The following is a 12,240-nucleotide window of genomic DNA, read 5'->3' on the forward strand; positions in this document are numbered from 1 at the left end:
AAGGTCTTGCTCAATGAGCGCTAATGGTGTGCCCAGCCGCGACGACCGTCTGCAGGGGGCAGGGGAACGTGCCTTCAGGGTGCTTGTCCTGTTCCTGACATTCGATCCAGAGAAAACCAAAGGCGTGCGTGCAGTTCTCGGAGATTTCTTCAGGGCGCGCGAAGGCATAGAGTTCACGGTTGTCGAGATCGACAATGCGAACGAACAACGCGAGTGGCAATCGGTATCGAATGAGGGCTGGCCATGCCGCGCCTTTGCGGTCGGCGGCGATAATACCGCTCATGAGTTTACCGGCTGGGATCGCGGCTGGCGGGAAGTGCGGACGAGGCTGCCGGAAACTTTCGACGTCGTATTGATGGTCAATGATGCCTTGGCCAATTCAAAGCCGCTGGAGGCGCTGGCAGCGATCGACGGCGACCTTATTCGCCAATTGCCAGCACAGAATACCGTGTTGGGATGGGTAGATACATTCTCCAGAGTCAATCCGGCTCCGCTTGATACGCTGGCCCAGCCAATGCGTATCGGCGGGGAGGCCTGTCGGAAATGGTTGTGCACGACCTTCTTCATGGCGCCGAGATCCGTATTTGAGAAGCTATACCCTGTGACCAGTTTCTCGACGGCAAACGAAGTATTCACGCGCTATTGTCCAGAAAAACCTTTTCGGGAAAGCGCTCCGCTTTCGCAGAACTATCAGGAGTTTCTCTACACGCACCAGACCAAAGTCTGGCGACGAGGAGACAAGCGGGGCTATGTCCTGAACGAAACAACCTTTCCGCTCTTCAAGAACAAGGTGCGCAACATACTCAATGAGCACGCATTGAGCATCAAGCTATGGAAACTGGGTGTGGGCCATGTGAACTTGGCCATATTCGACCGGCCGTCGCGTGGGCTGGGAATCAAGCACGACCAAATCAAGGGGTCGGCAGGAACACGGCTCAGAAAGTTGCGCCTGTTGTCATGGCGCCAATTCTTTCATGAAGTAATCCCGCCACTGCTAAAGCGGCGCGGCTTGCGCTCGTCATAAAGGGCTCACTGCGCCATGCTGTTCAATTCTGTCCCGTTCCTCGCCTATTTTTTACCGGTCGTGCTGGTTGTTGCTTTGCTGCTTGGACGTGCCGGACAGAAGGATGCCGTTAAGATTTGGCTACTGCTGTCCTCTGCGTTTTTCTACGGGTATTGGGAGTGGCGGTACCTGTTCCTGTTGTTTGGAACTATCATTGTCAATTACTTCGTGGGCAGGGCGCTTTCCGCGCACGACCGTCCGCCTGGACAGCGGCGTTTTTTGCTTATCTGTAGCGTGACGTTCAATCTCGGCCTGCTGTTTGTCTTCAAATATTTCAACTTCTTCATCGGCAATATAGAATTCTTGTTCGGTTTCGATATCGAGGTGTTCAAGGTCATCCTGCCGCTGGGAATTTCGTTCTTCACATTCCAGCAAATCGCGTTCCTGGTAGATGCCTACAAACGCAAGCTCGGTGAAGAATACAGCTTTGTAGACTATGCCCTGTTCATCTCATTCTTTCCGCAGTTGATTGCGGGCCCGATCGTTCATCACAAGGATCTGGTGCCCCAGTTCAAGACCAGGCTGTTTGCGCGCCCCACCGCCGCCATGTTCGCAAGCGGGCTCGCAATTATCATCATCGGCCTGTTCAAGAAGGCCGTCCTGGCAGATGGCATTTCACCTGCGGTGAACCAGCTGTTCGGTGAAGCTGCTGCGGGTGCGCAACTAACTTTGATCGAGGCGTGGTTGGCAACGCTTGGATTTGCCGGACAGATATATTTTGATTTTTCCGGCTATTCGGACATCGCCATTGGGCTTGCCTTGCTGGTAGGCTTGAAGATGCCTGAGAACTTTGCAGCCCCTTATCGCGCATCCAGTATTATCGATTTCTGGCGCCGGTGGCACATCACACTGTCTGACTTCCTGCGCGACTATCTGTACATCCCTCTCGGCGGTAACCGCCGATATCAACCTGATGACAACCATGCTGCTTGGCGGTCTCTGGCATGGCGCGGCATGGACTTTCGTGATCTGGGGAGGGCTGCACGGAGCATATCTGACGGTGAACCATCTGTTCAACTCGGTGATCAAGGGGAGCGGGCTTGAGGCCGCCGTTGGAAGCCTGCCGGGCAGGGTGTTTGGCTGGGCTGTCACGTTCTTTGCGGTCTGTGTGGCATGGATCTATTTCCGCGCAGAAAGCCTGGAAGCGGCAAACAATGTTCTGGCCGGTTTCCTCGGCATGAATGGATTCCATATGCCGCCTCATCTCAATGCGCTGCTGGGGCTCCCCGTGAAGTATGCGTCCTTGACCCCTGCCGGTTCGACCCTCTTCTCCGATCCGGCCCAATGGACCAGCTTGGTGCAGGCGTTCTGTTTCTCCCTGCTCGGGCTTGTCGTGGCATTCGCGCAGACGAAGGAACGGGGCGGTCAGCGCGCACGCCTCGTGGGAGTTGCGCTGGTAATCGGCTTCGTCATTCAGGCGGTGTTCTTCGGAACAGCGTCTGAAGAATTCATCTACTTCCAGTTTTAGGGAGGCGCGTAAATGAAACCTATCCTGAGTGTTATTGCCGCCAGCCTTCTGGGACTTGTGCTGTATTTTGGCCTGTTCGGTGTGGTTATCGACAAGCCATTGTCGGTCGGGATTTTCGACCGCGTATATTCACAGAAGAGAGCTTACGGCCAAGCGCTGGACAAGCCGAAAATTGTCCTCGCTGCCGGGAGTAGCGGATTTTACAGCGACCGCTGCGAGACGATTGCCGAGGAATCCGGAATACCATGTGTGAATCTGTCCATTGCGCTGGCATTGGGGCGCGAGACAATTCTTCAGCAAGTAAAGCAAGTTGCAGAACCTGGCGATATCGTTCTGCTGCCGTGGGAGTACCGGCTCTACTTCCTGAATGCCGAGGATATGCGGGCTCGCATTTCATATCCCTACATTGTGCGTCATGAGAAAAGCTTTCTGAAGGGGCTGGGTGTCAGGCGTTCATTGGACGCGCTATTCTATTTCGACCTCGATTATTTGTTCGCCGCCCTGCTGGAAACTGAGAACTATGTCGGTGGCAAACGCCATGGATTCGACAAGGAAGGACGTATGACTTTGCAGGGGGACTATCGCGGACACACTGCGGAGGTCGCTGCCAAATACCGCGAGAAAGTCGAAACGGCCGGATCTTCTGCAGCGGAAACGCGAAGGATTGCAGAGATGGTCGAACCTCCTGCCGGCTTGATGGAATTCATCAAGTGGGCCAACGCCAATGACATTACCGTATATGGTTTGCTCAGCCCTTCCGTTGACTCGGGCGAGCTGTCTCCGGAGGCGCTCGACAAGATGCGTGCTTGGTTTGGGATGGCAGAAAAGGGAGGCTTCCTGGAGTTCAAGGGCAACTTACAATATCCGTACACATGCTTTTTTGATTCCCGTGAGCATTTGCAGGAGGAGTGCCAGATTCAGCACAGTCGCGTGATCGGAAAAGGATTGGTTGAACAACTGCGGTCCAACTCCCAACCCGAGGACTAAACTCTGCCAATCCGACCGTAACCGCACGGAGCTATAGATGTCTGAAAAGCATCAAAGGAGCTCCACATGGACGAGTCTGCACGTCTTGGTCTGCCATACCTGATACCCAATCAGGCCCAGAAACATGTCACCGTAAACGAGGCGTTCCGCAAGCTGGACCAGATGGTTCAGCTGTGCGTGCAATCGAAAGCAATTTCGATCCAGCCCGAGGCGCCTTTGGACGGCGAGGCCTACATCATTCCTGCCAGCGCGACGGGCGAGAACTGGTCCGGCTATGCCGTGAATACAATCGCCACATTCCAGGATGGTGCATGGGCCGTATTCCAGGCACTGGCGGGTATGCGGGCTTACATTCTGGATGAAGCGGTGATGCGCGTTTTCAATGGCGCTGACTGGGTGGCTATGGCGGGCGCCGCGCCATCGGAAGAGAGCCCGGTATTGGGGATCAACACGATAGCCGACCTTTCCAATCGCTTGTCTGTGAAATCTGACTCTGTCCTGTTGCAGCATGATGACGTCACACCCGGTAACGGAGATTGTCGCTTAAACGTCAACAAGAGTGCCCCGGCCGCGACTGCCTCTCTTCTCATGCAATCGGGCGCATCAGGGCGCGCGGAGATTGGTCTGACGGGTGATGACGATTTCCACATAAAGGTCAGCAATGATGGAAGCGTGTGGCGGGATGCAATTTCGGTCGACAAGGATACCGGCTTCGTCGGTATCGGGACGGATGCGCCAGCGACACCTTTCCATGTCAATGCGGGCTTGGCGAATGTTGCCTTCAAGCTCGAGGGAACCGATCCGACCATTGTGTTTCAGATGCAGGATGACACGACCACTTCAACTGGCAATGGTCCGATCCTGTTCGCACGCACTGGCGACAACACGCAGTTCTACACGGCGGGCTCTGATCGATGCGGATGGCCAGGTCGGGATAGGGACATCAAATCCCTCGGCGCGGTTGAATGTTCTTGCCGGCGGCATCGTTGCCGGGTCGCCAACCGGCGGTGACAAGGGCGCCGGCACGATCAACGCCGAGGCTCTATATGATGATAACGCATTGTTGAGCTGTTATGTGCTGGATCAGGCGATCGACGGACGTGTGGATATAAACAAGTGGGATGCGCGCACGCCAGACCGGCATGTTCCCCCGGCAGCGGCAATTGCCCGCCATCACGAGCCAGCGCGCCGGTTTGTGGCGCGTATCGGCGGTTCACATGACCCGCTCACACTGGACGGTTACGCCCGGCACTGGAAAGACAAACGCCATCTGACCTCGATGCCGAACGAGGCAACCTATGATCCCGTCAACGGACCGCTCACAATGGGTGAGTGGATTCAGAGACTGGTGGAAACCGCCGAAATTTACGCCGTACTGATCGACACCCTCCATCAGATGCTGAAAGCGGCAGAAAAGACGCCGAAGCCGGAGCGTCCGGGCTAGGTCAGTTCCTTGACGGTCATGTTGAGTTGGTCTGCGAGGTTTGGTGCCTGATGCAGATCATGTTCGTAAATCATGTCTATCAGGGACATGACTTCAAGGGCTTGATCAGAGGACCCGAATTTAACCGGGGCACCGTTCTGGACGCTGTCAAAGAAGAGCTCGATCTCCCGTGCCCATGACTGGTCGATGTGGAAGGTCAGGCGTTCTTCGTCTTCCCATGTTGCCGCTGGCGCCGTTGTGCGGTTCTGAGCGATGGTAAGGATCTCGTCGCCATAGGTCCCTGACGACGTCTTCAAACCGTTCAGCACCATATAGCCGCGCTCCATGAAGACTTCGAGCGAGAACAGGTGTCTCCATTGCGTCATGGTGGAGTGGACTGACGCAGTGACGCCCGTTTGCGTGTTGCGCATGATCGCAAAGACATTGTCTTCGATGCCGGGGGTTTTCCAGTACATGTTGGAGACCATGGCGTGAACTTCGTCGAACGGCTTGCCGGTCAGGTAGAGCAGGAGGTCGAGCATGTGGATGCCCTGATCCAGCAGAATGCCGCCGCCAGCCAGTTCCTTCTTGGCTCGCCATGTGTTCAGATAGTCACCATCCACACTTTTGCCGTAGCGGCTACGCATCCAGAGAATGGAGCCGAACTTGCGGGAGTCCACGATGCTCTTCATCTTGTCGATTGCACCGTGCTGACGGTGATTGAAACCGTACATCAGTACTTTGCCGCTGGCGCGTTCGACTTCCTGAATATCGCGCACATCCTGAGCGCTGAAAGCGGGGGGCTTTTCGCAGAAGACGTGCTTGCCAGCCTTCAGTGCCATGATCGTTTTCGGCTTGTTGAAATAGTTGGGCAGGCAAAGAAAGACAATGTCGATGTCCGGGTCTTCGATGATCTCGTCAATGGAATTGGCGACCGGGTATTTGCAGTCATCGGGGATGTTGACGTCGAAGACGGATTTGATCTGGGCGAAGCCGTGCGTTTCGATCGCATCGGCACGAATTTGTCCCATTTTGCCGAATCCGCAAATTCCAACATTCATTGACATTTCTTCACTCCTAAAACTCTACGCTGGGCGTCGCTAACGGCCATTGGCCGAAACTTCCAGCGGTGACCATATATCGTCGTTTGCAACGGTGAAATTTCCGCCAGAGGCCCGCACCAATGCGAGGCCGCCGGCGACATCCCACCATCTGATCCCTTTTTCTTGGTATCCGTCCAGTTTCCCCTGAGCGACCCATGAGAGGGACAGGGCGGCCGAGCCAATCATCCGCACCTTGCCCCAGGCGTTCAGTGCCTCGGCATTCTTTGCCGCGGCTTCGGCATTGGAGCGTGTGGCGGCGGGGATACCTGTTGAGAGGGACGACGGGCCGCCAAGGGCCGCGCGGTCAATGCGTTCGCCGTTGCGATACAGCCCGGCTGTCTCATTCGTGTGGACAAGTTCGTCCCGGACAAAATCATATACCGCGCCCGCTAGCGGCGTCATTCCCTGACAAAGCGCAATGGAAACAGCGCACAAGGGGATTCCGCGCATGAAATTGTAGCTTCCATCCAAGGGGTCGATCACCCAATAGGGGTCATCCGGGCTCGCTGGCTCTCGGAGCCATCCGCCCTCTTCAGACATGACGCCCCACGGACTATCGGAAAGCAGTCCGGCGGCCACCATTTCTTCTGATTGGCGATCTTCGGCAAGTTTCACATCTCGCGCCAGCGCGGTGTCTATTGCGGCGTCTGCGAATCGTGAGCGGAGGAAGTCGCCGCTTGCCTTGGCGCTCGCCAGCAAGAGTTCGTAATTGATCACGATGGACATAGCTGGATTATCTACTCGCGTATCAATTCGGTACGGAATTCGAAGCCGTGAGGTGTTCCCTGACCTGAGGGGCTTTTGATAGGGTAGTTGCTCCCCTAGAACAAGGCGTAATGCAGGAGCAAACGGCATGACTCATTCAGGCATTCTGATTTCATGAAACACTTCGAAAATCTTTCCGACGCGCTTGTCTCAGCAGCCCGAACGGGCACCATCTGTTCCTTCCCAACGCACCAGTTGCCGGCCGATTACGAGTCCGCCGAAGACGTGCAGGACTCCTATCTGAGGGCGTTGGGATTGAAAGGCGGCCACTGGAAGCTGGGCGCAAGCAATCAGGGTTCGCGCGACGGGCTCGGGCTTGCACGGCCTTTCTCGGGACTGATCCCTTCGACGAACATGATCTCGTCCGGTAACACTCGGCCTATGACCGACTTCAGGCAGCCCGGCGCGGAATGTGAACTGGCGGTCGTCCTGGGGACTGACCTGCCGCTGAAGCCCGGCGGATATACCCGCACTGAGGTGCTGGACGCGGTGGCGCGAACCATTGCCGCTATCGAGGTTCCCGAAACCCGCTTCTCTGCGCTGGGAATCCATGGCGGCCTGGCGCTGGTCGCGGACAATGGTGCAGCAGGTTATGCGGTTGCCGGAGAGGGCGTAGAGGGTGCCGATAGCTTAGATGATCGTGATCGTGTGGGTCGGCTGATTGTTGACGGTGTCGTGAAGGAGGAGGGTGATGTCAGGCAGTTGGTTGCGTTGCCGTCTGAATTGCTCACCGATCATGTGAATCGCATGGCAGCGAGAGGATGGGAACATCGGCGCGGCGACGTAATCCTGCTTGGGGCGCTGGCCCCGCGTGTGGGCCTTGATGGGCCTGCCAGAATTGTGGCAAGTGTCGACGGTCTTGGGGAGGCCGAGTTGCATTTCGCAGCCGGTTCGTAAGCGGGATACGCATCTCGGGACAGGAGAAACTTCAATGAACAACACAGCCTCCGTCGCCGTGCTATCGCGTTCCTTTTCCGCGCATGAAAAGTTGGCCGCTGAACTCAATCGCCGCTATAGCGACGTCACTTTGAACGACACCGGTCGCACCTTGGCAGGTGACGAACTCGTCGCCTTTCTGCAGGGCAAGTCCCACGTCGTAGTCGCGCTCGAGAAGATCACCGATGACATCCTTGCGCGGCTGCCTGATTTGAAAGTCATCGGCAAATATGGCGTAGGCCTGAACAATGTGGACCTGCATGCGTGTGAAGCCCGCGGAGTCCACGTTGGCTGGACAGGCGGCGTGAATCGCCGGTCTGTCGCGGAGCTTGTGATTGCACTCAGTATCGCCAGCCTGCGCCATGTTGTGAGGTCACATATGGAAATCGTGGGTGGTGAATTTCGTCAGATCAAGGGTCGTCAGTTGCAAGGCCGCAAAGTGGGCCTGCTGGGGTGCGGACATGTCGGCAAGGAAGTGGCGCGGCTCATGCTGGCGCTTGGCTGCGAAGTCCAGGCGCATGATATTCGCGACCTGTCGGAGTTCTGTGAGGAAACTGGCGTGAAAAGCGTTTCACTGGATGAACTAGTCGAGACCAGTGAAGTCCTTTCGCTGCACGTGCCGTTCACACCTGCCACGTCGATGATCATCAATGCTGATCGCCTGGCTCGCATGCGGACTGATGCGGTACTGGTCAATACGGCGCGTGGCGGATTGGTGGACGAGGCAGCGCTGAAGCGTGCGTTGCACAATGAGAACATTGCGGCGGCTGCGTTTGACGTGTTTGAACCGGAACCCCCGACGGACATGGATCTGCTGCGACTGCCGAACTTCATCGCTACAGGCCATATTGGCGGTAGCGCTGAAGAAGCCATTTTCATGATGGGCATGGCTGCGATTGAAGGGCTGGAAAACGCCCAACCTGCATTGAGCCATATTCCAGACTATTTGCGCTAAACCGAAAGGCTTGTTGCCGCATGACCAATATCGCGATGATCCCCGCCCGCATGGGCAGCCAGCGTCTGCAAAAGAAGAACCTGGCGCCGTTGAAAGGCGTTCCGTTGATCGTGCACGCGATCCGGAAATGCCGCGAGGCGGGTGTCTTCGACCGCATCATCGTGAATTCCGAACATCCGGACTTCGGGCCGATTGCGCAAGCCGAGGGTGTTGAGTTCCATCAGCGCCCGGAGGAGCTTGGATCCAACAACGCAACGAGTGAAGACTTCGTGACAGAGTTCCTGAAGGCCAATCCCTGTGATCGCGTGTTCCAAGTACACTCGATTGCGCCATTGCTGACAACCGCTGAGGTGCGCGACTTTGTAAGTGCAATGATTGAAACCGATGTCGACGTGCTGCTCAGCGTGGTCGATGATCAGCTGGAATGCCTCTACCATGATGAACCTGTGAACTTCACGTTTTCCGAGAAGACGAACTCGCAGGATCTCGATCCTGTTCGGAAGGTTTCCTGGTCAATCACAGGGTGGCGCTCTGCGACATTCCTCGCCGCAAAAGAGTCCGGCGGCTGCGCGACATATGCGGGCCGACGAGGCGTGTTTACCGTCAACAAGATGGCAGGGCATGTCATCAAGACTGAGGAAGATTTGCGGATTGCAGAAGCCTTGTATGATTTCGTCCATCAAGGCGGTTCGGTTGAGGGTGACTGACGGAGTCTGTCGCCTGTCCTAGTGTGCTTCTCGGGCGATCAGGGGCTGATCCGCGTCAGAAGGCAGGGGCCGGACATGAGGCAGTCTCTGGTTCATGCGTAGTGGATTCCACGTCATCGTGCGTAGAAGGTCGATCATCGAACGCTTTCTCTTCCGAACACGCCAGCGTGGGTCTGACAGGATCGCCGGTAGATCTCGCACGCCGTGCCAGGTTCCACGTAGTGTGGGTTTGAAACATCCGATCATGGCACTCCGGAAAATGAGATACACCGACAGAACGAGATGAACCGGAGCAGTTAGGACCAGCAAAGGAGTCGGCATATTCTTCGCATAGGTCCAGATGCGGTTGCGTGTTCCGTGATAGGATGAAAAGGCGCTGTGGCGACCAGAAATGGCACTGCCCGCATGGTGCACAACCGCATCCTTGAGGAAGACGCACGGCTCCCCTTCAAGCTGCAGGCGGAAGCCGATGTCGACATCTTCGCAATAACAGAAAAAGCGTTCGTCAAAGCCGCCGATACGCAGGAAAAGTTCCCGGTCATACATTGCCGCAGCGCCGCATGGACTGAAGCAGAGACCCGTTTCGGGTAGCCGGGAAACCGGGTGGCCGAAGCCACCCCGCCAAGGGATACCGAAGATCAAATACGCATCGCCCACGCCGTCCAGCATATCCGGGTCGTCGAGGCAGTATTGGGTCGAGGCGAACACACGGCAGCCCGCATGGTGCCGGGAGGCGGCTTGAAGCTTCTCCAGCCAGTTGGCGGACGCTGTGGCGTCCGGATTGAGCAATGCGAGCCATTGTCCGCGCGCCAGATTTGCGGCTTGGTTGTTGGCCACCGCAAAGCCGACATTGTCGGAGTTCCTTATGAGCCTGGCTTGTGCGATACCAGAGAGATCCAACGTATCTGGCGACCCGTCGGTCGATGCATTGTCGATGACAATCAGCTCAAAGTCCTGAAATGTCTGAGTCTTCAGCGAATCGACGGCGGCCTGCAAATACGCGCCCCCATTGTAGTTCACAATGATCACAGAGAAGCTTATCGCTGAAGACTTGAAGGGCTTGGGCGCGGCGCTCGCGGGGGAAATTGATTCTGTCATACCGATTACAATTGTACGCCCCACTTAATTCCCGAAACCTTACTGACATGTTCGCGTAACGCCGTCGACCCGAGTGCTGGAAGCCGCTCAAGAGAGGGACATATAGTTTCATATGGAACTATATGTCGATTTGCTGTACAGTCCGGCCATGACAACTTCACCTGCCAAGAACCGCTACCATGACGCTCCGCGCGCCGCTGATTTCACGATCGATCAGGCGTGGGATACCTACAGTGCGGCAGAGCATGATCGCTGGGATCGGTTGTTCCTGCGTCAGCGAGAGATTGCGAAAGGCCGGGCCTCGGAAGTGGCCCTGAAAGCAATGGCAGAGCTTGAGCTGTCCGCGTCGGGTATTCCGAACATGGCTGAACTGTCGGACAAGCTTGAGAAGATCACGGGCTGGCGCGTCGTGCCTGTGGCGGAATTGGTGCCGGATGAGATTTTCTTTGACCATCTCGCCAATCGCCGGTTTCCGGCCGGGGCCTTCATTCGACCCGAGGCGGAGTTTGACTACCTCCAGGAGCCGGATATTTTTCACGACATTTTCGGTCATGTGCCGATGCTGGCTGATCCTGTATTTGCTGACTTCATGGAAGCCTATGGAAAGGGCGGACAGCGGGCCATGCAACTCGGCCAGCTGCACAACCTCGCGCGACTCTACTGGTACACGGTCGAGTTCGGCCTCATCCGCGAAGCGGGCGGTCTGCGCATCTATGGTGCCGGTATTCTCTCAAGTCCCAACGAAACCGTGTTTGCGCTTGAGAATGACAGCCCCAACCGGGTCGCCTTCGACCTGCAGCGTATCATGCGCACCAAATACATCATCGACGACTTCCAGCAGACCTATTTCGTCATCGACAGCTTCGACGCCTTGCTGGACGCCTGCTATCAGGATTTCGGCGGCGTCTATGATGAGGTGAAAAACAAGCCCGACATCGAGGCCCATGAAACCCTGCCAGGCGATGCGCTGATCCATCGTGGATCGCTCGACTATTTTCGCCAGAAGGCGCAGGTCTAGCCGACGCTGAGCGCCAGAATGCGGCTGATCTGGGCATAAGGCAGGCCGCTCTCGGCATGCCAGTGATTGAAGGCTACCTGTACTTTCTTCATCGCGGATTTGGATTTGGCCTCTGGCTTATCCAGCACCTCCTCCTGTACCAGGGCGCGGCAGACATCCCCAGACATGATCCAGGCATCCCAGCCCGAGAAGCGCAGGAAATACTGCCCCGTCGCTCCGCCAAGGCGTGAGCCCTTTTCGTTCAGGTAGCCGAGAAGTCCGGCCTGGTCGTCAGCGGGCCAGGCAGAGAGGAACGCGCCGAAGCTGCCATGCGCTTTGGCGGTGTCCGCCACGAATTTCGCATTCTCAAGCGTCGCCTTGATCTTCTGGCCATTGCGCACGATGCGCGTGTCCGACACGAGCTGACCCAGCATCTCGTCGCCAAAGAAGGCGAGCCTGTTTGGATCGAAGCCCTCGAAGGCCAGTTCAAACCCGTCCCATTTCGCATCAATGACTTTCCAGTTGAAGCCGGCATTGAACACGCAGCGCGACATCGTGGCGAGATACCGGTCGTCGGGTATTTTCTTCAGGGATTTTGCCTGATGGGCATTCTGCGACATCTCAAGAACAGCGGCGCGATCTCCATGATGCTGCGCGGCGAAATCCACGATGCGGTCAAAAGGGTTCATCTGTCAGGCCTCCCATGAGCAGTCTGTCACAAGGCCCGGAAATGTCTAA

14 protein-coding genes are annotated in these 12,240 nt (G+C 56.5%); 10 read left to right on the top strand and 4 right to left on the bottom strand.

The features are described 5' to 3' along the window. Positions 1 to 13: 13 nt before the first annotated feature. From L53_RS01600 to L53_RS01620, 6 genes are all read left to right on the top strand, one after another. A complete protein-coding gene (locus L53_RS01600) occupies positions 14 to 1,024 on the top strand; it encodes a hypothetical protein (RefSeq protein ID WP_034810934.1) in 1,011 nt (336 codons plus the stop codon). 15 nt (positions 1,025 to 1,039) lie between these two features. Continuing rightward, positions 1,040 to 2,107, top strand: a complete 1,068-nt coding sequence (locus L53_RS01605) for an MBOAT family protein (RefSeq protein ID WP_051607443.1) — start codon at positions 1,040 to 1,042, stop codon at positions 2,105 to 2,107. Beyond that, entirely contained in the window at positions 2,064 to 2,531 is a 468-nt protein-coding gene (locus L53_RS16090) for a hypothetical protein (protein WP_156947780.1), read from the top strand. Before L53_RS01605 ends, L53_RS16090 begins: the two co-directional genes overlap by 44 nt. A 12-nt stretch (positions 2,532 to 2,543) precedes the next feature. Further along, the gene (locus tag L53_RS01610; protein WP_034810935.1) at positions 2,544 to 3,518 is read left to right on the top strand and encodes a hypothetical protein; all 975 of its coding nucleotides are present in this window, start codon (positions 2,544 to 2,546) and stop codon (positions 3,516 to 3,518) included. Between the two features lie 66 nt (positions 3,519 to 3,584). Further along, complete coding sequence (locus L53_RS01615) at positions 3,585 to 4,529, top strand: DUF2793 domain-containing protein (RefSeq protein ID WP_051607445.1); 945 nt, start codon at positions 3,585 to 3,587, stop codon at positions 4,527 to 4,529. Then, complete coding sequence (locus L53_RS01620) at positions 4,480 to 4,962, top strand: hypothetical protein (RefSeq protein ID WP_034810937.1); 483 nt, start codon at positions 4,480 to 4,482, stop codon at positions 4,960 to 4,962. The genes L53_RS01615 and L53_RS01620 overlap by 50 nt, the downstream gene beginning before the upstream one ends. On the opposite strand, the gene L53_RS01625 is transcribed toward L53_RS01620, so the two are convergent. Both L53_RS01625 and L53_RS01630 read right to left on the bottom strand, forming a co-directional pair. Then, entirely contained in the window at positions 4,959 to 6,008 is a 1,050-nt protein-coding gene (locus L53_RS01625) for a Gfo/Idh/MocA family protein (protein WP_198019709.1), read from the bottom strand. The genes L53_RS01620 and L53_RS01625 overlap by 4 nt on opposite strands. A gap of 33 nt (positions 6,009 to 6,041) precedes the next feature. After that, positions 6,042 to 6,770, bottom strand: a complete 729-nt coding sequence (locus L53_RS01630; RefSeq protein WP_034810941.1) for an inositol monophosphatase — start codon at positions 6,768 to 6,770, stop codon at positions 6,042 to 6,044. A 153-nt stretch (positions 6,771 to 6,923) separates the two neighbouring features. On the opposite strand from L53_RS01630, the gene L53_RS01635 reads away from it, so the two are divergent. From L53_RS01635 to L53_RS01645, 3 genes are read left to right on the top strand one after another with little or no spacing between them, the layout of a single operon-like run. After that, the gene (locus L53_RS01635; protein ID WP_034810943.1) at positions 6,924 to 7,706 is read left to right on the top strand and encodes a 2-keto-4-pentenoate hydratase; all 783 of its coding nucleotides are present in this window, start codon (positions 6,924 to 6,926) and stop codon (positions 7,704 to 7,706) included. A gap of 34 nt (positions 7,707 to 7,740) precedes the next feature. After that, on the top strand, positions 7,741 to 8,700 hold the full coding sequence (locus L53_RS01640; protein WP_034810946.1) for a phosphoglycerate dehydrogenase: 960 nt from the start codon (positions 7,741 to 7,743) through the stop codon (positions 8,698 to 8,700). Between the two features lie 20 nt (positions 8,701 to 8,720). Next, positions 8,721 to 9,407, top strand: coding sequence for a cytidylyltransferase domain-containing protein (locus L53_RS01645; RefSeq protein WP_034810949.1), 687 nt, complete (start codon positions 8,721 to 8,723; stop codon positions 9,405 to 9,407). Positions 9,408 to 9,425: 18 nt separating this feature from the next. Here L53_RS01645 and L53_RS01650 read toward each other — a convergent pair whose 3' ends face one another. Further along, positions 9,426 to 10,505 carry a glycosyltransferase family 2 protein gene (locus tag L53_RS01650; protein ID WP_051607446.1) on the bottom strand — a complete coding sequence of 360 codons (1,080 nt, stop codon included), beginning with the start codon at positions 10,503 to 10,505 and terminating at the stop codon, positions 9,426 to 9,428. 112 nt (positions 10,506 to 10,617) lie between these two features. Between L53_RS01650 and phhA the strand changes: the two genes are divergently transcribed. Then, positions 10,618 to 11,523 carry a phenylalanine 4-monooxygenase gene (gene phhA, locus L53_RS01655; protein WP_233347470.1) on the top strand — a complete coding sequence of 302 codons (906 nt, stop codon included), beginning with the start codon at positions 10,618 to 10,620 and terminating at the stop codon, positions 11,521 to 11,523. Here the strand turns inward: phhA and L53_RS01660 are convergent. Then, entirely contained in the window at positions 11,520 to 12,191 is a 672-nt protein-coding gene (locus L53_RS01660; RefSeq protein ID WP_034810952.1) for a DNA-3-methyladenine glycosylase I, read from the bottom strand. The two genes, phhA and L53_RS01660, sit on opposite strands and share 4 nt — an antisense overlap. Positions 12,192 to 12,240: the final 49 nt, after the last annotated feature.

The organism is Hyphomonas sp. L-53-1-40, from assembly GCF_000682775.1.
GTDB lineage: Bacteria > Pseudomonadota > Alphaproteobacteria > Caulobacterales > Hyphomonadaceae > Hyphomonas.

Bases quoted from the DNA above. Each gene is read 5' to 3' on its own strand.
- phhA (WP_233347470.1), top strand. From the start codon at position 10,618: ATGGAACTATATGTCGATTTGCTGTACAGTCCGGCCATGACAACTTCA.
- L53_RS01600 (WP_034810934.1), top strand. From the start codon at position 14: ATGAGCGCTAATGGTGTGCCCAGCCGCGACGACCGTCTGCAGGGGGCA.
- L53_RS01640 (WP_034810946.1), top strand. From the start codon at position 7,741: ATGAACAACACAGCCTCCGTCGCCGTGCTATCGCGTTCCTTTTCCGCG.
- L53_RS01625 (WP_198019709.1), bottom strand. From the start codon at position 6,008: ATGTCAATGAATGTTGGAATTTGCGGATTCGGCAAAATGGGACAAATT.
- L53_RS01645 (WP_034810949.1), top strand. From the start codon at position 8,721: ATGACCAATATCGCGATGATCCCCGCCCGCATGGGCAGCCAGCGTCTG.
- L53_RS01650 (WP_051607446.1), bottom strand. From the start codon at position 10,505: ATGACAGAATCAATTTCCCCCGCGAGCGCCGCGCCCAAGCCCTTCAAG.
- L53_RS01605 (WP_051607443.1), top strand. From the start codon at position 1,040: ATGCTGTTCAATTCTGTCCCGTTCCTCGCCTATTTTTTACCGGTCGTG.
- L53_RS01615 (WP_051607445.1), top strand. From the start codon at position 3,585: ATGGACGAGTCTGCACGTCTTGGTCTGCCATACCTGATACCCAATCAG.
- L53_RS01610 (WP_034810935.1), top strand. From the start codon at position 2,544: ATGAAACCTATCCTGAGTGTTATTGCCGCCAGCCTTCTGGGACTTGTG.
- L53_RS01630 (WP_034810941.1), bottom strand. From the start codon at position 6,770: ATGTCCATCGTGATCAATTACGAACTCTTGCTGGCGAGCGCCAAGGCA.
- L53_RS01660 (WP_034810952.1), bottom strand. From the start codon at position 12,191: ATGAACCCTTTTGACCGCATCGTGGATTTCGCCGCGCAGCATCATGGA.
- L53_RS01635 (WP_034810943.1), top strand. From the start codon at position 6,924: ATGAAACACTTCGAAAATCTTTCCGACGCGCTTGTCTCAGCAGCCCGA.